The organism is Ramlibacter albus (genome assembly GCF_014297445.1).
In the GTDB taxonomy this organism is placed as follows: domain Bacteria; phylum Pseudomonadota; class Gammaproteobacteria; order Burkholderiales; family Burkholderiaceae_C; genus Ramlibacter; species Ramlibacter albus.
This window is the reverse complement of sequence record NZ_JACORU010000010.1, coordinates 14,962-33,497: the sequence shown is the minus strand read 5'-3', so window position 1 is coordinate 33,497 and position 18,536 is coordinate 14,962. Positions and strand designations below refer to the sequence as shown.

20 protein-coding genes are annotated in these 18,536 nt (G+C 69.8%); 8 read left to right on the top strand and 12 right to left on the bottom strand.

Annotation, left to right across the window (positions count from 1 at the left end):
- Window positions 1–282 carry a hypothetical protein gene (locus H8R02_RS22555; RefSeq protein WP_187083757.1) on the bottom strand — a complete coding sequence of 94 codons (282 nt, stop codon included), beginning with the start codon at window positions 280–282 and terminating at the stop codon, window positions 1–3.
- 168 nt (window positions 283–450) lie between these two features.
- Between H8R02_RS22555 and H8R02_RS22550 the strand changes: the two genes are divergently transcribed.
- From H8R02_RS22550 to H8R02_RS22540, 3 genes are all read left to right on the top strand, one after another.
- Window positions 451–936: a bacteriohemerythrin gene (locus tag H8R02_RS22550; protein ID WP_187083756.1), complete on the top strand. Its 486-nt coding sequence runs from the start codon at window positions 451–453 to the stop codon at window positions 934–936.
- Window positions 937–1,031: 95 nt separating this feature from the next.
- On the top strand, window positions 1,032–1,973 hold the full coding sequence (locus H8R02_RS22545; RefSeq protein ID WP_187083755.1) for an ABC transporter substrate-binding protein: 942 nt from the start codon (window positions 1,032–1,034) through the stop codon (window positions 1,971–1,973).
- A 71-nt stretch (window positions 1,974–2,044) separates the two neighbouring features.
- Window positions 2,045–2,836, top strand: a complete 792-nt coding sequence (locus tag H8R02_RS22540) for a transporter substrate-binding domain-containing protein (protein WP_187083754.1) — start codon at window positions 2,045–2,047, stop codon at window positions 2,834–2,836.
- Between the two features lie 3 nt (window positions 2,837–2,839).
- Here the strand turns inward: H8R02_RS22540 and H8R02_RS22535 are convergent, their stop codons facing one another.
- Genes H8R02_RS22535 through H8R02_RS22515 form a run of 5 tightly spaced genes read right to left on the bottom strand, consistent with a single transcriptional unit; the run spans window position 2,840 to window position 7,085 of the window.
- Complete coding sequence (locus H8R02_RS22535; protein WP_187083753.1) at window positions 2,840–3,457, bottom strand: Crp/Fnr family transcriptional regulator; 618 nt, start codon at window positions 3,455–3,457, stop codon at window positions 2,840–2,842.
- Entirely contained in the window at window positions 3,454–4,572 is a 1,119-nt protein-coding gene (locus H8R02_RS22530) for an adenylate/guanylate cyclase domain-containing response regulator (protein WP_187083752.1), read from the bottom strand. The genes H8R02_RS22535 and H8R02_RS22530 overlap by 4 nt, the downstream gene beginning before the upstream one ends.
- Window positions 4,569–4,937: a response regulator gene (locus H8R02_RS22525; protein WP_187083751.1), complete on the bottom strand. Its 369-nt coding sequence runs from the start codon at window positions 4,935–4,937 to the stop codon at window positions 4,569–4,571. The genes H8R02_RS22530 and H8R02_RS22525 overlap by 4 nt, the downstream gene beginning before the upstream one ends.
- On the bottom strand, window positions 4,934–6,766 hold the full coding sequence (locus H8R02_RS22520; RefSeq protein ID WP_187083750.1) for a sensor histidine kinase: 1,833 nt from the start codon (window positions 6,764–6,766) through the stop codon (window positions 4,934–4,936). Before H8R02_RS22520 ends, H8R02_RS22525 begins: the two co-directional genes overlap by 4 nt.
- 34 nt (window positions 6,767–6,800) lie before the next feature.
- Window positions 6,801–7,085, bottom strand: a complete 285-nt coding sequence (locus tag H8R02_RS22515) for a helix-turn-helix domain-containing protein (RefSeq protein ID WP_187083749.1) — start codon at window positions 7,083–7,085, stop codon at window positions 6,801–6,803.
- A 123-nt stretch (window positions 7,086–7,208) separates the two neighbouring features.
- Here H8R02_RS22515 and H8R02_RS22510 point away from each other — a divergent pair, with 123 nt between their 5' ends.
- A complete protein-coding gene (locus H8R02_RS22510) occupies window positions 7,209–7,919 on the top strand; it encodes a Crp/Fnr family transcriptional regulator (protein WP_187083748.1) in 711 nt (236 codons plus the stop codon).
- Window positions 7,920–7,983: 64 nt separating this feature from the next.
- Window positions 7,984–8,955 (top strand): ABC transporter substrate-binding protein, encoded by a 972-nt coding sequence (locus H8R02_RS22505; RefSeq protein ID WP_187083747.1) that lies wholly within the window; start codon window positions 7,984–7,986, stop codon window positions 8,953–8,955.
- Between the two features lie 12 nt (window positions 8,956–8,967).
- On the opposite strand, the gene H8R02_RS22500 is transcribed toward H8R02_RS22505, so the two are convergent.
- The 3 genes from H8R02_RS22500 to H8R02_RS22490 form a co-directional block, all read right to left on the bottom strand.
- Window positions 8,968–9,168: a hypothetical protein gene (locus tag H8R02_RS22500; protein WP_187083746.1), complete on the bottom strand. Its 201-nt coding sequence runs from the start codon at window positions 9,166–9,168 to the stop codon at window positions 8,968–8,970.
- Window positions 9,169–9,294: 126 nt separating this feature from the next.
- Entirely contained in the window at window positions 9,295–10,563 is a 1,269-nt protein-coding gene (locus H8R02_RS22495) for a c-type cytochrome (protein ID WP_187083745.1), read from the bottom strand.
- The gene (locus H8R02_RS22490) at window positions 10,560–11,240 is read right to left on the bottom strand and encodes a c-type cytochrome (RefSeq protein WP_187083744.1); all 681 of its coding nucleotides are present in this window, start codon (window positions 11,238–11,240) and stop codon (window positions 10,560–10,562) included. The genes H8R02_RS22495 and H8R02_RS22490 overlap by 4 nt, the downstream gene beginning before the upstream one ends.
- Before the next feature lie 159 nt (window positions 11,241–11,399).
- Here H8R02_RS22490 and H8R02_RS22485 point away from each other — a divergent pair, with 159 nt between their 5' ends.
- Entirely contained in the window at window positions 11,400–12,854 is a 1,455-nt protein-coding gene (locus tag H8R02_RS22485; protein WP_354004963.1) for an aminotransferase-like domain-containing protein, read from the top strand.
- Here the strand turns inward: H8R02_RS22485 and amaB are convergent.
- Together amaB and H8R02_RS22475 are read right to left on the bottom strand one after the other, a co-directional pair.
- Window positions 12,802–14,313, bottom strand: a complete 1,512-nt coding sequence (amaB, locus tag H8R02_RS22480; protein WP_187083742.1) for an L-piperidine-6-carboxylate dehydrogenase — start codon at window positions 14,311–14,313, stop codon at window positions 12,802–12,804. The genes H8R02_RS22485 and amaB overlap by 53 nt on opposite strands.
- Window positions 14,310–15,587: an NAD(P)/FAD-dependent oxidoreductase gene (locus tag H8R02_RS22475; protein ID WP_255429502.1), complete on the bottom strand. Its 1,278-nt coding sequence runs from the start codon at window positions 15,585–15,587 to the stop codon at window positions 14,310–14,312. The genes amaB and H8R02_RS22475 overlap by 4 nt, the downstream gene beginning before the upstream one ends.
- A 121-nt stretch (window positions 15,588–15,708) precedes the next feature.
- Between H8R02_RS22475 and H8R02_RS22470 the strand changes: the two genes are divergently transcribed.
- Both H8R02_RS22470 and lhpI read left to right on the top strand, forming a co-directional pair.
- Entirely contained in the window at window positions 15,709–16,611 is a 903-nt protein-coding gene (locus tag H8R02_RS22470) for a LysR substrate-binding domain-containing protein (protein ID WP_255429501.1), read from the top strand.
- Between the two features lie 26 nt (window positions 16,612–16,637).
- The gene (gene lhpI, locus H8R02_RS22465; protein WP_187083740.1) at window positions 16,638–17,549 is read left to right on the top strand and encodes a bifunctional Delta(1)-pyrroline-2-carboxylate/Delta(1)-piperideine-2-carboxylate reductase; all 912 of its coding nucleotides are present in this window, start codon (window positions 16,638–16,640) and stop codon (window positions 17,547–17,549) included.
- Here the strand turns inward: lhpI and H8R02_RS22460 are convergent.
- Window positions 17,532–18,458, bottom strand: a complete 927-nt coding sequence (locus tag H8R02_RS22460) for a LysR substrate-binding domain-containing protein (RefSeq protein ID WP_187083739.1) — start codon at window positions 18,456–18,458, stop codon at window positions 17,532–17,534. The genes lhpI and H8R02_RS22460 overlap by 18 nt on opposite strands.
- Between the last annotated feature and the right edge of the window lie 78 nt (window positions 18,459–18,536).

The following is an 18,536-nucleotide window of genomic DNA, read 5'->3' as shown; positions in this document are numbered from 1 at the left end:
TCAAGCCGGGTGGAAGTACGACAGCATGCCCTCGGTGGCCAGCTGCAGCACGAGGGCCGTGACGAACGCGATGTGGCCCTCGCGTGACCACGTGCCACGGCCTGCGAGGGCTACGCGAATGCACGTGCCACGGGCGACCGCCTCGCGGTAGGCGCACGCACCCTCGTCGTATTGCCCCGCGCGCGCGGCGGCCCGCACGGCCATGACCGAGGCCACGAGCGCCCGGCACTGCTGCTGCAATGCCTGCACCTCGGTGTCCGCGTACGCAACTTCGTCCGTCATGGTCAACCCAGCATAGGTATGCATGGGGGCGCCACAGGTAGACGATGGTCGCGGTCGCTTGTGCACCGAGACTTCCAGCATGTTTCGGGCTGCCCATGCTTTGCGTGCCGTCAACGACAACTTCCGGCAAAGGGGTAGGCTTTCCCTGATGCAAGGAGGTTCCCTATCGTGAGTTCCGTACTGGAAAGGCCGGCCCACGCCGGGTTCGTGGTGGAGTGGCGCGACGGCTTCAGGATCGGCGTCGCGCAAGTGGACGCGGAGCATCGGCACCTGTTCACGCTGGTCAAGTCCCTGAGCATGGCGAACGTGCAGGACACGTTGGGCGAGCTGCTCGACTACGTCGTGACGCACTTCACCAACGAGCAGGAGCTGATGGAGGCCAGCGGCTTCCCGGACTTCCGCCAGCACCTGGCGCTGCACGAGGCGTTCAGCGCGCAGGTGGCCGAATTCCTCTCCAGCGGCTCCGAATGGAACGAGGACCGCATCCAGGAGCTGCGCAAGTTCCTCAACAAGTGGCTGGTGGGCCACATCCTCACGCACGACCTGCGTTTCGGGCGCTGGTACATGGAGCAGGGGCGGCATGCGCAGGCGCACCCGGTGACGGCGGCCAGGCCGAAGACGGGCTGGTTCGACCGGCTGCTCGGGCGGGCCTGAGCGGCGGCTATCGCTGCGCCGATGTGCCGTTTGGCACTTCGGCCGGGCGACGCGGCCGTAAGCTCTGCCCATGAATCGCCGCCACCTGCTGCTCCTTGCCGCATCGCTGGGTGCAGGGCCTGCCTGCGCGTGCCGCGCCGCGCACCATCGGCTTCCTGACGTACAGCCGCATGAAGGAGACGCAGCCGCGGCTCGCGACCTTCCATGGTGCCATGCGCGAGCTCGGGTACGTGGACAAACGCGACTACGTCCTGGAGCCGCGTTTCGCGGAGGGCGACGAGGCGCGGCTCGGGGCGCTCGCCGACGAAATCCTCAAGTTGCAGCCGGCGATCGTGCTCGCCTCCGCCTCGGGTGCGATCCGCGCCCTGCTCGCGCGCACGGCGACCGTGCCGGTCGTCTCGGTCGGCACGGGCGACCCGGTCGGTGCAGGCTTTGCCGCGAGCTTCGCCAGGCCGGGCCGCAATTTCACGGGTGTGTCCAACATGAACGTCGACACGACGCCCAAGCTGATGGACTACCTGCTGCGCCTGGTGCCCGGCACGCGCCGGATCGGCCTGCTGCTGGACCCGGGAAGCTCCAGCGACGCCGGCCACAAGCGCAGCGCCGTGGAAGGCGCGAAGGCACTGGGCATCGAGATCGTGGAGGCGCCGCTGCGCGGGAAGGAGGACATCGACGCCGCGTTCGCCTCGCTCGCCGCGCAGGGCGTGCGCACCGCGGTCGTCACGTCCACCGGGTTCACCGTCAGCCAGGCCCATGGCATCGCGGCCGCCGCGTTGAAGCACCGCATCGCGGCGGGCTCGCAGAACGACGCGCTCGCCGACGCGGGCCTGCTCGTCACCTACGGCTCGGACCGCGCCGTCAACTACCGGCGCGCCGCCGCCTACGTCGACAAGATATTCAAGGGCGCGCGTGCCGGCGACCTGCCGATCGAGCAGCCCGTCGAACTGCTGCTGGTGGTCAACCGGCGCTCGCTCGAGGCGCTTCGCCTTGCGCTGCCCGCCGAGCTGGCGGTGGCGGTGCAGCGTTACGTCGAATGAGAGGGCGCGGGCGACCCGCTGTTCATCTTTCCAGTACGCCGTCCGCTGCCGGTTGCGCTACGCTGCATGGCATGAAGACCCCCCTTCGCCTTCTCGGAGCCGCCGCATGCACCCTCGCCCTCGCGGGTTGCGCGGCCTTGCCGCCGGCGCCGCGCGCCGAGCTCGCACCCACCGGCACGTGGCGTGTCGCCGTCAATTACGGCAACGTCGTCCTCGGCAAGAGGGCGGCAAGCGGCGAGATGGAGGGCGTGATGGTCGACCTTGCGCGCGCGGCGGCGCAGCGTGCCGGGCTGCCGCTCGAGTTGCGCGTGTTTGCTTCACCGTCGCAGGCGTTCGAAAGCCTGGCCCGGGGCGAGGTGGATGCCACGTTCCTTGCCTACGAAGCGAGCCGCGCCGAGAAGGTCGACTACACGACGCCCTACGCGCAACTGCAGGCCAGCTACCTGGTGCCCGCGGGTTCGCCGCTCGCGTCCGTCACCGAGGCCGACCGCGGCGGCGTGCGCATCGCGGCCACCACCAACGCGGGCTACGAGCTTTACCTGAGGCGTGCGCTGAAGGCCGCGACGCTCGTGAGCACGCCGGCCGACGTCGACGTGGTGGCCATGGTGCTCCAGGGCCGCGCCGAAGTCGCCGCGGGCTTGCGCCAGGCCATGCTCCAGGAAGTGCGCAAGCGCCCCGGCGTGCGGCTGCTGGAGGGCGACTTCATGCTGATCGACCATGCGATGGCCGTCCCGAAAGGACGCGATGCGGCCCGCAAATGGCTGTCCGAATTCGTGGAAGATGCCAAGAAGACCGGCTTCATGGCCGATGCCTTGCGCAGGCACGGGAGCGAAGGCGCGCGAGCGGCGCCCTTGCAGCCGTGAAGCTCAAGGCAGCTTCGCCTGCGTTTTCAGCCGCTCGATGTCGCGGAACAACCTCTCGCTCACCAGCCTGAGGAAGCCGAAGCCGAACTGCGGGTTCTGGAAGTACAGTTGCTTGAGCTGCGCGTAGGAGATGACCAGCAGCTCGCCAGCCTCGACACACTCGAACGTGAGCGTGCGCGCGTTCTTCGGCGCGACGAAGCCCAGCTCGCCGATGAGCGCGCCGGGTGCGACGTCGGCGCCGATCTCCACCAGCCGGAAGCGTCCCGCGACCGTGTAGTACATCGCGTCCGCGTCGTCGCCGGCGCGGAACACGACGTCTCCTGCGCGCACCTTGCGTGAGGTCATGTACGGTTTGAGCCAGTCCATGCCCAGGTCGCCGTGCGCGGCAGCGTTCACGCGGCGCACGAGCTGCAGCATCTGCCACAGGCGCCACGAATTCAGCGGCAGCAGGAAGATGTGCAGGATGAGCACCGGCACCGCGCCGCTGAGGGCGCCATAGGTGATGAAGAGGACGTTGCTCGCGATGCCCGCGACGCGCAGCGGGATCATCGTCTTCATCGAATAGGTGGCCGCGACCGCCATGGCGGCGGCGTAGCCGATGAGGTCGACGTAGGCGATCATCGCGCCTGGGCTGCGATGCCGCGGATGTCGTAAGCCGCCACCGGCCGCGGGAAGCCCTTGAGCTGCAGCTCGCCGACGCTCTCGGCCCGCACGAGCCCTTCCAGCCGCCCCACTATGCGCTGCTGCACCAGCGTCTGCCCGGCGGCCGCTTCCGAGCACAGGCGCGCGGCCATGCTGCACACGGCGCCGACGGCGCCGAAGTCCATGCGGCCTTCGAAGCCGATCCAGCCCATCGTCGCGAAGCCCTGCGCGATGCCGATGCCCATGCCGAGCTGGTGGCCCAGCTTGCTCCAGCGCTCGGCGCACCGCGCGAACTCGGCGTGCATCTCCAGCGCCATGCGCACCGCGCGCTCGGCGGGGTTGGGCACCGGCACGGGGTCGTTGAAGAAGATCATGATGCCGTCGCCCGCGAAGTGCTCGACGGTGCCCTCGTGCTTCATGATCAGCCGGCCCATCGTGCCGTGGTACTCCCGCAGCACACCGATCACGTCCTCGGGGTCGCTGCCCTCGGTGAACGCCGTGAAGCCGCGCAGGTCGAGGAACACCACGGTGATCTCCGCGCGGCGGCTGCGCGCCGGGTCCACTTCGCCTTGCAGGATGAGGTTGGCCACCGCCGGCGAGAAGAAGCGCTTGAGGTGCGACATGCGCTCGAGTTCCGCCATGCCCTGCTTCACGCGCTCCTCGAGCGTGGCGTTCCACTCGCGCAGCTCGCGGCGCTGCGCCTCCACCTGGTCGTAAAGCGTCTTGATGCGCAGCAGCGACTTCACGCGCGCGAGCAGCTCGTGCTTGTTGATCGGCTTGGTGAGGAAGTCGTCGGCGCCGGCCTCGATGCCGCGGATGCGGTCGTCCTTGCCGTCCAGGGCCGTGACCAGCACGACCGGCAGCAATGCCGTGGCCGGATCGGCGCGCAGCTTCTCGCAAACTTCGAAGCCGTTCATGCCGGGCATCATCACGTCCAGCAGCACGATGTCCGGCGCTTGCGCGGCGACGCTTGCCAGGGCTTCCTCGCCGCTCGAGGCGCTCGCGACGTGGTAGCCGGCGACACCGAGCGCGTCGACCAGCAGCTTCACGTTCAGCGGCGTGTCGTCGACGACGAGGACGCGTCCCGGCTTCATTGTTCGCGCCAGACCGCGGCCTTGACCGATTCGAGGAAGCCCTTGACGTTGATGGGCTTGGTGATGAATCCGTCGAAGCCGGATGCGAGGATGCGCTGCTGGTCGTCCGGCATCACGGAGGCCGAGACCGCCAGCACCGGCAGCTCCTTGCCGACCGCGCTTCGGATGTCGTGCAGCACTGCCACGCCGTCGCGATCGGGCAGCTGGATGTCCAGCAGCACCAGGTCCGCCTGGTTCGACATCGCCATCTCCAGGCCTTCGCGGCCGGTCGCGGCCTGCATCGTCTCGTAGCCCGCGTACTCGAGGATGTCGCGGAACAGCTTCATGTTCTTCTCGTTGTCCTCGACGATCAGGATGCGTGTCATGCGACCTCCTTCTGCGGCAGGCGGATGGTGAAAGTGGAGCCGCGGCCCGGCTCGCTGTCGAGCGTGATCGTGCCGCCATGCAGTTCGACGAACTTGCGCGTGAGCGCCAGGCCGAGCCCCGTGCCTTCCACCTTCGCCAGGTGGTCGCCGCTCGCCTGGCGGAATTCCTCGAAGACCACGGCCTGGTCCTCAGGCTTGATGCCGATGCCGGTGTCGCTGACCGCGACGCGCAGCTGCGAGTCCTCGGCGGCCGCGTCGACGCTCACCGTGCCGCCTGCCGGGGTGAACTTCACCGCGTTGGACATCAGGTTGATCATGATCTGGCGGAACTTGCGCTCGTCGGCCACCCACTGGTCCACGGCGCCGTCGCAATGCAGCTTCAGCGCCACGTCGCTGCGGCTCGCGCGCTCGCGCATCAGCGTCATCGTGCTCTGCAGCGCCGCCGGCACGTTGAACGTGGACAGCTCCAGGTCCATGCGGCCCGCCTCGATCTTGGACAGGTCGAGGATGTCGTTGATCAGCGAGAGCAGGTGCTCGCCCGAGCCGTGGATGTCCGAGAGGTATTCCTTCTGCTTGCCGTTCAGCTCGCCGAACATCTCCTCCAGCAGCGCTTCGGAGAAACCGATGATGGCGTTCAGCGGCGTGCGCAGCTCGTGCGACATGCTCGCGAGGAACTCGCTCTTGTGCTGGTTGGCCACGGCCAGCTGCGCGAGGGCGCGGCTCAACTCCTGCGTGCGGTCGGCCACCTTGCGCTCCAGGTCGGAGTAGGAATCGGACAGCTCGCTCGACATGCGGTTGAACTGGTTCGCCAGGCGCTCCAGCTCGTCGCCGGTGGACACGTCGATGCGGTGGGTGAGGTCGCCGCCCGCCAGCACTTCGGCGCCGCGGTGGATGGTCGTGATGGGCCGCGCCATGCGCCGGGCGACGTAGATGCTGGAGAGCAGCGCGAGCACGAGGCCCAGCGCCAGCAGCATCGCCGTGCGTTCGACGGCCGCATACACCGGGTCGAGCGCTTCGCGCACCGGCTGCTCCACGAACACGGTCCAGTGCAGCGACGGGATTTCCGAATGCGCCGACAGCACACGCTCGCCCATCGGCCCCACCGTCACGGCCGGCGGCTTGCGCTCGCCCGGCGCCAGCGCCTCGGCCACCTGCGGCAGGTGCCGCAGGTCCTGCTTGCGCAGCACGAACGTGATGTCCGGGTGCGCGATGAGGCGGCCTTCGCGGTCGACGACGTAGGCGCCCCCCTTCTCGCCGACACTGATGCGCGAGATCACTTCCCAGATGAATTTCAGGTTCACCTCGGCGATCGTCACGCCGCCCTTGCGCCCGAGCTCGGCCACCGCCATGGTCATGTAAGGCTCGGTTCCCTTGCGGAAAGTGACGGGCCCGAACCATGTGTCGGCACGGCGCGCGCCGACGACGCGTGGGTCCATGGCCATGTCGGCCTGCGTGTCGACCACGTCGACGCTCACGCGCGACACCCTCACGCGCTCGCGGCCCTGGCCGTCGACGTAGGTGAGGTCGGTGATGGCCGGCACCTGCCGCAGCAGCTTGAGGTAGTCCAGGCGGATCTGCTCGGTGCCGGCCTGCTCCGGCGTGCGCGGGAAGCGCATCCAGCCCATCTGGTGCTCGATCTCGCGCACGTAGGCCTCGATGCGCGAGGCGGCATAGGCGGCCTTCTCGCGCTGCAGGCTCAGGACGGCTTCCTGGTTCTCCCGGTACGTGAAGTACAGCTGCACGAGGCCCATCGTCACCAAGGCCGTGCCCACCACCGACATGAAGTAGACGGCGTACTTGCGTCCCAGGGAACCGCTCAGCAATCGCATGGGTTGTCAGTGTGGGCCGCGCGCGGCGGATGTCTCATGGGGTTCTTACCGGCGGCGGCACCAGCAGCAGCCAGCAGGGCACGCCCAGCGAGTCGGCCATTTTCTGCAGCTCGTACAGGCGCCCGCCCACCTCGCGGCCCCGGCGGCTGGCCGGCCGCAGGGTGGGATGCAGGTAGTTCGCGACCGTGCGGGCCGTCAGGCCGGCGCGTTCGCCCAGGCGCGCCTGCGAGAGCCCGCGGGCCTTCATGTAATACGCAAGGTTTGCGGCGACGAGGTCGTTGACCGCGAGGGCTTCGCTGCCGGCGTTGCTGCTGTTCATGGGGTACCTCTTCCTGCTGGTCCTTGTTGCAGCGTAGCCGCAGCACCGGGCGCGGCAGGTGCGATTTCGCACATGCGGTGACGCCCGAAGCGCCAGAATCGGGCAGGTCGAGGGGGAAGCCAAATGCATGACGTACCGCCGGCCAGCCTGGGGCTGCGCCGCATCAGCCTGCTGGAAGGGCTTGGGACGGAGAAGCTGGACCGCATCGCGCGCCAGTGCGCGTGGCGCCGCTACGAACCCGGGCAGGTGCTCATCTCCCGCGAATCCCCCTCACGCGACGTGCACCTGATCATCGCGGGGCGCGTGCGGGTGACGATCTACACCGCTTCGGGCCGGCAGGTGACGTTCCGCGACCTCGGCGAGGGCGAGACGGTGGGCGAGGTCTCCGCCATCGACGGCGGCAACCGGTCGGCGGACGTGGTCGCATTGACGGACGTGGTGGCGGCGACGCTGGCGCGCGCCGATTTCCTGCAATGGCTGGACGACGAGCCGCAGCTCGCGCGGCGCTTCATGGCGCGCATGGCCGGGCTGGTGCGGCTGCTGTCCGAGAAGGTCGTCGAGCTCAGCACGCTGGGCGTGCAGAACCGCATCCATGCTGACTTGCTTCGGCTGGCGCGCGAAGCGCCCGCCGCGGACGGCCCGCGCCGCCGCATCTCGCCCGCACCCAAGCACATCGAAATCGCATCGCGTGTGAGTACCACGCGCGAGCAGGTCACCCGGGAGCTGTCCGCCCTCACCAAGCGCGGGCTGCTGGCGAAGGAAGGTGATGCGTTGGTCGTGACCGACGTGGCGCTGCTGCAGCGGATGGTCGAGCAGGCGAGCCTGGAGGCGTGAGCGGGGCGTTTCTCCCCTGATTGGGTGATGCGCGAAGCGCCCGGTGGCGCTAGCCTGCGGGCCGATGCTCTCCAGACGCCGGTGGGTCCAGGCGCTCCCGTTCCTCGCGGCGGCCGCGGCCGGCGCAGCGGCGCCGCGCCGGATCGGTTTCCTCAGCCTCGTGGTGAGGGAACTGCAGGCCGACACGGGGCGCGCATTCCTGCACCGGCTGGAGCAGCTGGGCCAAGTCGTCGGGCGCAACGTCGTCATCGAACACCGGGAGGCACGGCAGGATGACCTGGTGCGTGCCGCACGGGAGCTGGTTGCGCTGCAGCCGGACGTGCTCGTCGCCGGCCTCGGGACTCTGCCGGCGCTGGCGCTGAAGTCGGCGGCGGGCCCGCGCATTCCCGTCGTGTTCTGCGCCGTCGGCGACCCGGTGGGTGCGGGCCTCGTCGCGGGCTTCTCGGACCCCGGCGCGCAGGTGACCGGCATTGCCACGCAGGTCACGTCGGTCGCCGGCAAGCGGCTGCAGCTCGCGCGCGAAATGATCCACGACCTGCGCCGGGTGGCCGTGCTGCACAACCCGGCCACGCCGGCCACCCGCCTCTCGCTCGACGAGCTGCGCCGCGTCGCAGCGCCGATGGGCGTGGTGCTCGAGGTGGCGCACTTCCAGGCCGCGGCCGACCTCGAGGCGGCCTTCGAGGACATCCGCCGCTTCGGGCCGCAGCTGCTGCTCGTGCTGGAAGACCCGTTGTCCATATCGCTGCGGCGCGAGATCGGCGCGCTGGTGCACCGGGCGCGCCTGCCCGCGATCTGCGGCGTGCGTGAAGCGGCGGAGGCCGGCTGCGTGGCGTCCTACGGCGTCAGCCGCACGGCGGCTTTCGCGCGGGCGGCCGAGTACGTCGACAAGATCCTCAAGGGCGTGCCGGCGCGCACGCTGCCGGTGGAGCAGGTTTCCACTTTCGATTTCGTCGTCAACCGCGATGTCGCGCGCGAACTGCAGCTCGCGCTGCCGTCCTCGTGGCTCTACACCGCGACCGAAGTGCTCGGCAACTGATCACGCGTTGCACTACCACCAGCTGATGCGCGCGTTGCGGATGTGGCGCAGCGTGCGTGGCGCGGGCGGATACGCCAGGTGCTGCGGCAACTCGACATGCGCCGCCGGCTCGCGGTGCAGCAAACCCAGCATGCGCGTGCGCAGGCGCTGCAGCAATTGCGGTTGCGGTTGCGCGTGCGGCAGCGCTCTTGCGGCGGGCAGTGTGGTGTGCATGGCGATCCTCGGTGCGATGGATTCAGGTTAGATCGCGAGGCGGCGATCTCAAGTGCCATTTCGCACAGGAAAAGTCAGCATGTCATCACCTGCACGGGTGATGCACGCGAGTTCATTGCCGGGGATTCAACGCACCTTCTGCACGTCGAGTGCGCGCACGGCACCGCCGTCGTTGCCCCACGCACTGCGCACGTAGGTGGCGACGGCCGCGATCTCGTTCTCGGTGAGCGACTGGCCGAAGGGCGGCATGCCGTAGGGCCGCGGGTTGCCCGCGGTGGTGGGCGGGAAACCGCCGCTCACGATCACGCGCACGAGGTTGGCGCTGGACGCCATCGTCACGGTGCGATGGCCCTTGAGTGCCGGGTAAGCCGTACCGCCGCCTTCGCCGTTGTCGCCATGGCACTGCGCGCAGCGGTCCTTGTAGAGGCGTTCGCCGAGCACGAGCATCTCGGCCGGCGCCTGCACGCGTTCGGGTTTCGCGGGCTCGTGGCGCGGCAGGTCGCGCAGGAAGGTGGCGATCGCGCCGAGGTCGGCATCGCTCATGTGCTGCGTGCTGCCGAAGACGACCTCCGCCATCGGGCCCATCGCGGCGCCGCGCGCCGACTTGCCGGCCTTGAGCAGCTGCACCGTGTCCTGTACCGGCCAGTCCTGCACGCCGGCTTCGGCGGGCGACGCGAGCGAGGGCGCGTACCAGTTCTGCATCGGGATCAGGCCGCCACTGAGCTCGAGGTCGGACTTGGTCGCACCGAACGCGTTGCGCGGCGCATGGCAGGCCTGGCAGTGGCCGAGGCCGCGCACGAGGTACGCGCCGCGGTTCCAGTCGGCGCTCTTCGTTTTCTCCGGCTCGAAGCGCTCGGGCGAGAAGAAGAGCGCGCGCCACACGGCCAGCGAAGCCTGCGTGTTGTACGGGAAGCGCAGGTCGTGCGCGCGATTGGGCTGCTGCACGGCGGGCACGCTGCGCAGGTAGGCGTAGAGCGCGTCGGAGTCCTCGCGCGTGACGAGTGTGTAGTCGGGGTAGGGGAAGGCCGGGTAGAGCAACCGGCCGTCTTTCGATCGGCCGTGGTGCATCGCGCGCCAGAACTCCGCCGACGACCAGGTGCCGATGCCGGTGGCGGCATCGGGCGTGAGGTTGGAGGCGTAGACGATGCCGAACGGCGTGTCGATGCCCTTGCCGCCTGCCAAAGGCGCACCGCCACGCTGCGTGTGGCACGCCGCGCAGTTGCCCGCGCGCGCGAGGTACGCGCCGCGCTCGACCAGTTGCGGCGTGGCCTGCAGCGCGGGCTGCTCCGCGACGGGCGCCTCGCCTCGCACGTTGAGCCACGCGATCACCACGACCGCAGAGATCGCAACCCCGACAGCGGCAGCGAGCGCCTTGAGCAATGGACGGCCGCTCATCGCGCACCGCTCCCGCAATCGAGGGGCAGCTTCGGCGGCAATGCGGACGCAGGCGCCGGCCCGGCGCTCACGACCTGCGACGACAGCCACGTCGCCGCCGCCGTGATGTCGTCTTCGGACAGCCGCTTCGCGACCTGCGCCATGCAATCGGGCGCCGCGGCCTTGCGCTGCCCCGAGCGCCACGCGCCGAACTGCGCGAGCAGGTAGTCGCGCGGCAGGCCGAGCAGGCCCGGCATCGCGGGCTGCACGCCCGTCATCGCCGTGCCGTGGCACTGCGAGCACGCGGGGATGCCGCGCTGCGCGTCGCCCTGCCGCACGAGCTGTTCGCCGCGCGCGAGCTGCGCCGCCGGCGCGCCCGCGGTCTGGGGCGCGGGGTAGGGCAGGTCCAGCGTGGCGAAGTACTCGGCGATCTCGCGCAGGTACGCATCCGTCATCTGGTCGACGAGGTACGTCATCGTCGCGTTGTGCCGGCGGCCGTCGCGGAAGTTCACGAGCTGGTTGTAGAGATAACCGGCGGGCTTGCCCGCGATGCGCGGGAAGTAGCCCTGGTTGGTGGCGCGCCCCTCCTTGCCATGGCAGGCGACGCACGCCTGCATGCGCTGGGCCATGGTGTCGGGCGGGGTCGCCGCGGCGGCGTCGAAGGCGAAGGCCAGAAGGAGCAGGAGGCGAAGCTTCATCGGAGCCCCCACTGTGCCCGATTCCTGCGCGGCTTTGCAGGCTCAGTTTTCGGCCAAAACGACCATACCAGCGGCCGGGCTGGGGGTTCCTGCCGCTCGTGCAGGCGCCCGAACGGCACAGACGCGCAAAATGCCCATCCATGCATACCAGCTGAACCCGTGGACAAGAAATACGAACTGCTGGCGCGCGAGCTCGAAGCGTCGATTTCGGAGGGCACCTTCCGGCCCGGCGAGCGGCTGCCGTCCGTGCGCGAGCTCGTGGCCAGCCGCGGCGTGAGCCCCTCGACCGTGTTCGAGGCCTACGCGCTGCTCGAGTCGCGCGGCGTGGTGGAGGCGCGGCCGCGTGCGGGCTACTTCGCCCGGCAACGCAGCGCTGCCGCGCCGCAGCCGGCCATCTCGAAGCCCGCGACATCGCCGCGCCCCGTGGCCATCCACGACCTTGTGATGGAAGTGCTCGGCTCCGTGCGCGACCATGACGTCATCCCGCTCGGCTCCGCGTTCCCCAACCCGGCGCTGTTCCCGCTCGAGCGTCTTGCGCGCGGCATGGGCGCCGGCATGCGCAGGCTGGAGCCCGCCCGCATGTTGCGCGACCTCACGCCCGGCAACGACGAGTTGCGCCGCCAGCTGGCGCTGCGCTACGTGGCCCATGGCACGCTCGCGAGCGCGGACGAGATCGTGCTGACCAGCGGTGCCATGGAAGCGCTCAACCTGTGCCTGCAGGCCGTCACGAAGCCGGGCGATGCGGTGGCCATCGAGTCACCCGCGTTCTATGGGTGTTTGCAGGCGCTGGAGCGGCTCGGGCTGAAGGCTGTGGAGATCGCCACCCATCCGCGCGATGGCGTGCAGCTCGACTCGCTGGCGGCCGCGCTGCAGCGGCAGGCGATCAAGGCCTGCTGGTTCATGCCCAACCTGCAGAACCCGACGGGGGCGTCGATGCCGGCGGACAACCGCAAGGCGCTCGTGGAGTTGCTCGCGCGCCATCGCGTGCCCTTGATCGAGGACGACGTCTACGCCGAGCTGTACTTCGGCGTGCGGCGCCCGCTGCCTGCCAAGTCGTTCGACCGCGAAGGCTGGGTGATGCATTGCAGCTCGTTCTCCAAGTCGCTCGCGCCCGGCTATCGCGTGGGCTGGGTGGCCGCGGGGCGGTTCGTGCGCGAGGTGGAACGGCTCAAGCTGATGGGGACCATCTCGGTCGCCGTGCCTTCGCAGGTCGCGGTGCTCGAGTTCCTGCTGCGCGGCGCGTTCGACCGCCACCTTCGCCAGTTACGCGCGACCCTGGCGGCGCAGCAGGCGCTGGCCGTGCGCGCGATCACGAAGCACTTCCCGGCCGGCACGCGGGTGACGACGCCTGACGGTGGTTACTTCCTCTGGGTCGAGCTGCCGCGCGAGGTGGACGCTTTCGCGCTGCATGGCCTCGCGCTGTCGCACGGCATCAGCCTCGCGCCCGGGCCGTTGTTCTCCGGCGGCGGGCGCTTCACGCACCACGTGCGCGTGAACTACGGCCACCCGACGGCAGCGCAGCTGGAGTCGGGGCTCAGGACGGTGGGGAAGATGGCCGGCCTCACACGTCGAACCGAACGCCCTGCGCCAGCGGCAGCTCGCGCGAGTAGTTGATGGTGTTGGTGGCGCGGCGCATGTAGTTGCGCCACGCGTCGGAGCCGGACTCGCGCCCGCCACCGGTTTCCTTCTCGCCGCCGAACGCGCCGCCGATCTCGGCGCCGGAGGTGCCGATGTTCACGTTGGCGATGCCGCAGTCCGAGCCCGCGGCCGAGAGGAAGAGCTCGGTCTCGCGCACGTCGTTGCTGAAGATCGAGGACGACAGGCCCTGCGGCACGTCGTTCTGCAGGCGGATGGCATCGGCGAAGTCGGAGTACGTGAGTACGTAGAGGATCGGCGCGAACGTCTCGGCGCACACCACCGCGGTCTGCGAGGGCATCTCGACGATCGCGGGTCGCACGTAATACGCGGAGGGGAACTTGTCCTGCAGGAGGCGTTCGCCGCCGGTGACGGTGCCGCCGTCCTCGCGCGCCTTGCGCAGCGCCGATTGCATCGCTTCGAAGCTGCGGCCGTCGATCAGCGGGCCCACGAGCACGCCGCTCTCCAGCGGGTTGCCCACCGGCAGCGCGGCGTAGGCCTTCTTCAGGCGCGAGACCAGCGCCTCCTTCACGCTCTCGTGCACGATGAGCCGGCGCGTCGTCGTGCAACGCTGGCCGCAGGTGCCGGCCGCCGCGAACGCGATGCCGCGCACGGCGAGGTCGAGGTCGGCCGTGGGTGCAACGATCACCGCGTTGTTGCCCCCCAGCTCCAGCAGCGAGCGGCCGAAACGGCGTGCAACGCGCGGCGCCACTTCGCGGCCCATCCGAGTGCTGCCGGTTGCGGAAACGAGGGCGACGCGTTCATCGTCCACGAGCGCCTCGCCGACCGTGTGGTCGCCGATGACCACTTGCGAGAGGTTCGCCGGCGCGCCGCCGAAGCGCGCCGCCGCCTTCTCGAAGATCGCCTGGCAGGCGAGGGCGCTCAGCGGCGTCTTCTCGGACGGCTTCCACACGACGGCGTTGCCGCAGACGATCGCCAGCGCGAAGTTCCACGCCCACACCGCCACCGGGAAGTTGAACGCGCTGATCACGCCCACCACGCCCAGCGGATGCCACGTCTCCATCATGCGGTGGCCGGGGCGCTCCGACGCGATCGTCAGGCCATAGAGCTGCCGCGAGAGGCCGAGCGCGAAGTCGCAGATGTCGATCATCTCCTGCACTTCGCCGAGGCCTTCGGAGAGGATCTTGCCGGTCTCGATGGAGACGAGCTGGCCGAGGGCCTGCTTCTCGGCGCGCAGCTCGTCGCCCAGCAGGCGGATGAGCTCGCCGCGGCGCGGCGCGGGCACGGCGCGCCAGGCGAGGAAGGCTTGTTGCGCATTGCCGATGATGGCCTTGGCATCCGCGGCGGAGTGCGTGCGCACCTGCGCGAGCTCGGCGCCGTCGACGGGGCTGGCGACGCGCAGCGAGCCGCCGCGGGCTGCGGCCGCAATGCCGAACTGGTCGAGGAGGGAGGGGGTGAGGTTGGCGGTCGTGTTCATAAGCGTGCGTCGACAAGATGGAAAGCCTGGGCGCCCAGCTCGTAGCCTAGCGTCCTTGCGGTGCGAAGCGGCGCGGGTGCGACGGGCGTGGCGGGCAGCGGCAGGTCTTCGCGCCGGACCTCGCCCAGCACCAGCCGCGCCAGCTCGCGCCCGAGCACCGTGCCCGGTGCGATGCCCCGCCCGTTGAACCCGCTGAACGACACCACGTTGCGGTCGAGTTCGTGGAAACGCGGCAACGCGTCGCTGGTCATGCCGATTGTGCCGTACCACTCGTGCTCGAAGGGCACGCCCCTGAGCTGAGGGAAGAGTTTCGCCATCGCGCGGCGCGCCCAGCCGGGGTGGATGGCGCGGCCGGCGCCGCGCAGCGCGCCGACGCTGCCGAAGATGAAGCGGCCGGCGGCGTCGAAGCGGAACGACGAGAGCACTTGCCGCGTGTCCCATGCGCCCTGGCGCTGCGGGAGGATCGTCACGGCGAGGTCCGGTGGAAGCGGCGCGGTCGCGAGGTTGAAATAGGGCAGGAACACCTGCTCGTTGCGGATGCCGGGCCAAAGGCCCTGTGCGCCGGTGTACGCGTCGGTCGCGACGATGACCCACTTGGCGCGCACGGTTGCTCCGCTTCGTGTCGAGAGTTGCCACGAGTCGCCGATGCGCTGCGCGGCGACAACCGGCGTGCGCGTGTGGATGCGCGCGCCCGCATGCAGTGCAGCGGCCGAGAGCCCGCGCACGTAAGCCAGGGGCTGCACCGTGCCGGCCCGGTGGTCGAGCAACGCGGCGCCGTAGGCGCGCGTGCCGGTGAACTGCGCCGTGCGTTCGGCATCGAGGACTTCCACCGGCGCGCCGCGCTCTTTCCACTGGCGGGCTCGTTCGTGCACTTCTTGCACGCCGGCACGGCCGACCGCGCAATGCAGCGTGCCATTGTGCAGGGCTTCGCATTCGATGCGGTGTTTCTCGACAAGCTCGAACACGGCGGAAGGCCCGTTGCCCAGCAGGTCGAGCAATCGCGGGCCCATGACCGGGCCCAGCTCGTTCAACAGCACGGAGGGCATCACCCACATCCCTGCATTGACGAGGCCGACGTTGCGACCCGACGCGCCGAAGCCGATCTCCTGCGCTTCCAGCACCACCACGCTCGCACCGCCGCTTGCCAGGTGCAGCGCCGCCGACGCGCCCGTGAAGCCGCAGCCGATGATCGCGACGTCGGCTTCCACGCCCTCGGCCAGCGGCTGCGCCGGCGGCGCAGGCGGCGCCGAAGCCTCCCAGAGGCCGTGGGTCAAGCGGTCATCGTTCATGTCGTGGCGGCATCGCGGTTGGGCGGCAAGGCTCGATTCTGCGAGGGAGAAGCCCGCCCGGCAAACGATAATCCCTCCCAACTTCATTCCATTGCAGAATGACCTCATGGCCGTGCTGCCCCGGCGCTTCCTGCCCCCGATGTCCGTGCTGGCGGCTTTCGAGTCGGCTTCGCGCCTGCAAAGCTTCACGGCGGCGGCGGCCGAGCTGAGCCTGACGCAAAGCGCGGTCAGCCGGCAGATCCGCAGCCTCGAGGAACTGCTCGGCGCCGAACTGTTCGTGCGCGAGCGGCAGACGGTGCGGCTTTCCGCCGCGGGTGAAGCCTACGCGCACGAAATCCGGCGCGCGCTGGAGCAGATCGCCAGCGCCACGCTCGGCTTCAAGGCCAACCCGAAAGGCGGCACGCTCAACCTCGCCATCCTGCCCACCTTCGGCACGCGCTGGCTGGCGCCGCGGCTGCCGGACTTCCTGGCGGCGCATCCGGGCATCACGATCAACCTCACGACGCGGCTCGCGCCTTTCGACTTCAATGCCGAGCCCATCGACGCCGCCATCCATTTCGGCCCGGCGGAGTGGCCCGGCGCCAAGCTGGAATTCCTGATGAAGGAAGTGGTGGTGCCCGCCTGCAGCCCGCAGCTGCGCAGCCGCTACAAGCTGCGCCGCGCGCCCGACTTCCTGCGCGCGCCGCTGATGCACCTCGTGAGCCGCCCCGACGCGTGGGAGCAATGGCTGCGTGCGGCGGGCGTGGCGTTCGACGAGGTGCACGGCATGCTGGTGGACCAGTTCGCCGTCGCCGCGCAGGCCGCGATCGCGGGGCTGGGCGTCGCGCTGCTGCCGCGCTTCCTCATCGAAGGCGAGCTCGCGCGCGGCGACCTCGTCGTGCCGGTGGACAAGCCGATGCAAAGCGCGCACGACTACCACCTCGCGTGGCCGCTGCGCCGCGACAACTACCCGCCGCTGGGTGCGTTCCGCGACTGGATCCGCCGCGAAGCGCGCAGCGCGAAGCCATAATCCGCCGACCGAACGAAGCCCACGCCATGGCCCACACCCCCACCTTCCACGACGCGCAGGCCACGGCGGCGCGCATCGGCTTTGCCGCGGTCGTCGACGCGCTGGCGCTTGCATCGCGCGAATACCTTGCCGGCACCATCCACTGCCCCGCGCGCATCGGCGTGCCGCTGGCGGGCAGCGGCATCTCGCTGAGCATGCCGGCGAGCGCGGCGGACATCAGCATCCACAAGCTCGTGAACGTTCAGCCCGCGAATGCGGCGCAGGGCTTGCCGACGATCCTGGGCGTGGTGACGGTATGCGATGCGCGCACGGGGCAGCCGCTTTGCTTTCTCGATGGGCCCGTGCTCACGGGCCGTCGCACAGCGGGTGTGTCGCTGCTCGGTATGCGGACGTTCGCGCCCGCGAATGTGGCCAAGGTGCTGCTGGTCGGCACCGGCACGCAGGCCGCCTTCCACCTCGCCGGGCTCGCGGAGCTCTACCCGCAATGCCGTGTGCTGGTGAAAGGCACCAGCCCCGAGGCCGAGCGCAAGTTCTGCGATGCGAACCGCAGCGTGCATGCGTCTATCGAGCCTTGCCCGTCGCGCATCCCCGACGATGTGCAGGTGGTGATTGCGCTCACCAGCAGCCGCAAGCCCGTCTACGACGAGCCTGCATCGAAGGACCGCCTCGTCATCGGTGTCGGCGCCTTCACGCCCGAGATGGCGGAGATCGGACCGCGCACGCTCGAAGGCAGCGACATCTACGTGGACGACCCGGTGGGCGCGCGCCATGAAGCCGGCGACCTGCTGCAGGCGAAGGTGGACTGGGCGCGCGTGAAGCCGCTGGCCTCCGCGCTGGAAACGCGCGACCGGGCGCGTCCGGTCGTGCTCAAAACGGTCGGCAGTGCCGCCTGGGACCTTGCCGCCGCCCGAGTGGCGCTGTCATCGAACGCGCGCTGACGCCTCGAACACCTTCGCAAGATCGTCCAGCTGCTTCATGGCATGCGCCACGAAGCCTTCGACGAGGTTGGACGCGTGCGAGGCCCGCGGCCGGATCAGCCACACGTCGAACTCCACCGCCGGCTCGAACGGCCGCGCGACGATGCGCTCGTCGCTGTTGTTGTAGACGCTGATCGGGTCCACCACCGCCACCCCCGCACCCGCGCCCACGAAGGTGAACGCGGTTTCCGACTGGCCGACCTCGATGCGGATGCGCCGCTCGATCTTGCGCTCGTCGAAGATGCGATCGATCATGAAGCGAGAATGGTCCTGCGGCCCGAGCGAGATGAACTCCTCGCCCGCCAGGTCTTCAGGCCGCACGGCCTTGGCCTTGCGAAGCCGGTGTGTCGCGGGCAGGATGCACAGCCCGCGCAACCGGTGGATGCGCGTGCTCTCCACCTCCGGCCGGTCCCCCGGCAGCACGCTCAGCCCGATGTCCACCTGCTGCGTCGCCACCGCGTCGATCAGCCCGCGCGAGCGCATGCTCTCGATGCGAAAGCGCGTGTCCGGTTTGTTCTCGCAGAAGCTCCAGATGATGTCCGGGATCACACGCCTGGCGATCGCGGGAAACGCCGCGATCGAAACCACGCCCCACGAGTGGTCGCGCAGCGCCGCTGCCACGCGCATGATCTGCCGCACGCCGAGGAACATGCGCTCGACCTCCGCGTAGAGCGCATGCGCCTCGCGCGTGGGCGCGAGCTTGCCGCCGTGCCGCTCGAAGAGGCGAAAGCCGCACTGCCGCTCGAACTGCGCGATCAACTGGCTCACCGCGGGCTGCGTGACGTTGAGCCGTTCGCTCGCGCGCGTGACGCTTCCCGTGGCCATCACGGCCTGGAAGGCTTCGATCTGCCGGGCGTTGGTCTGGGCCATAAGTTCCACTTATCCTGCAGGCCCGATTATTGATTGGATGGCGGCGAACGCCAAAGCTACCATGGGCTCCACGGGCGC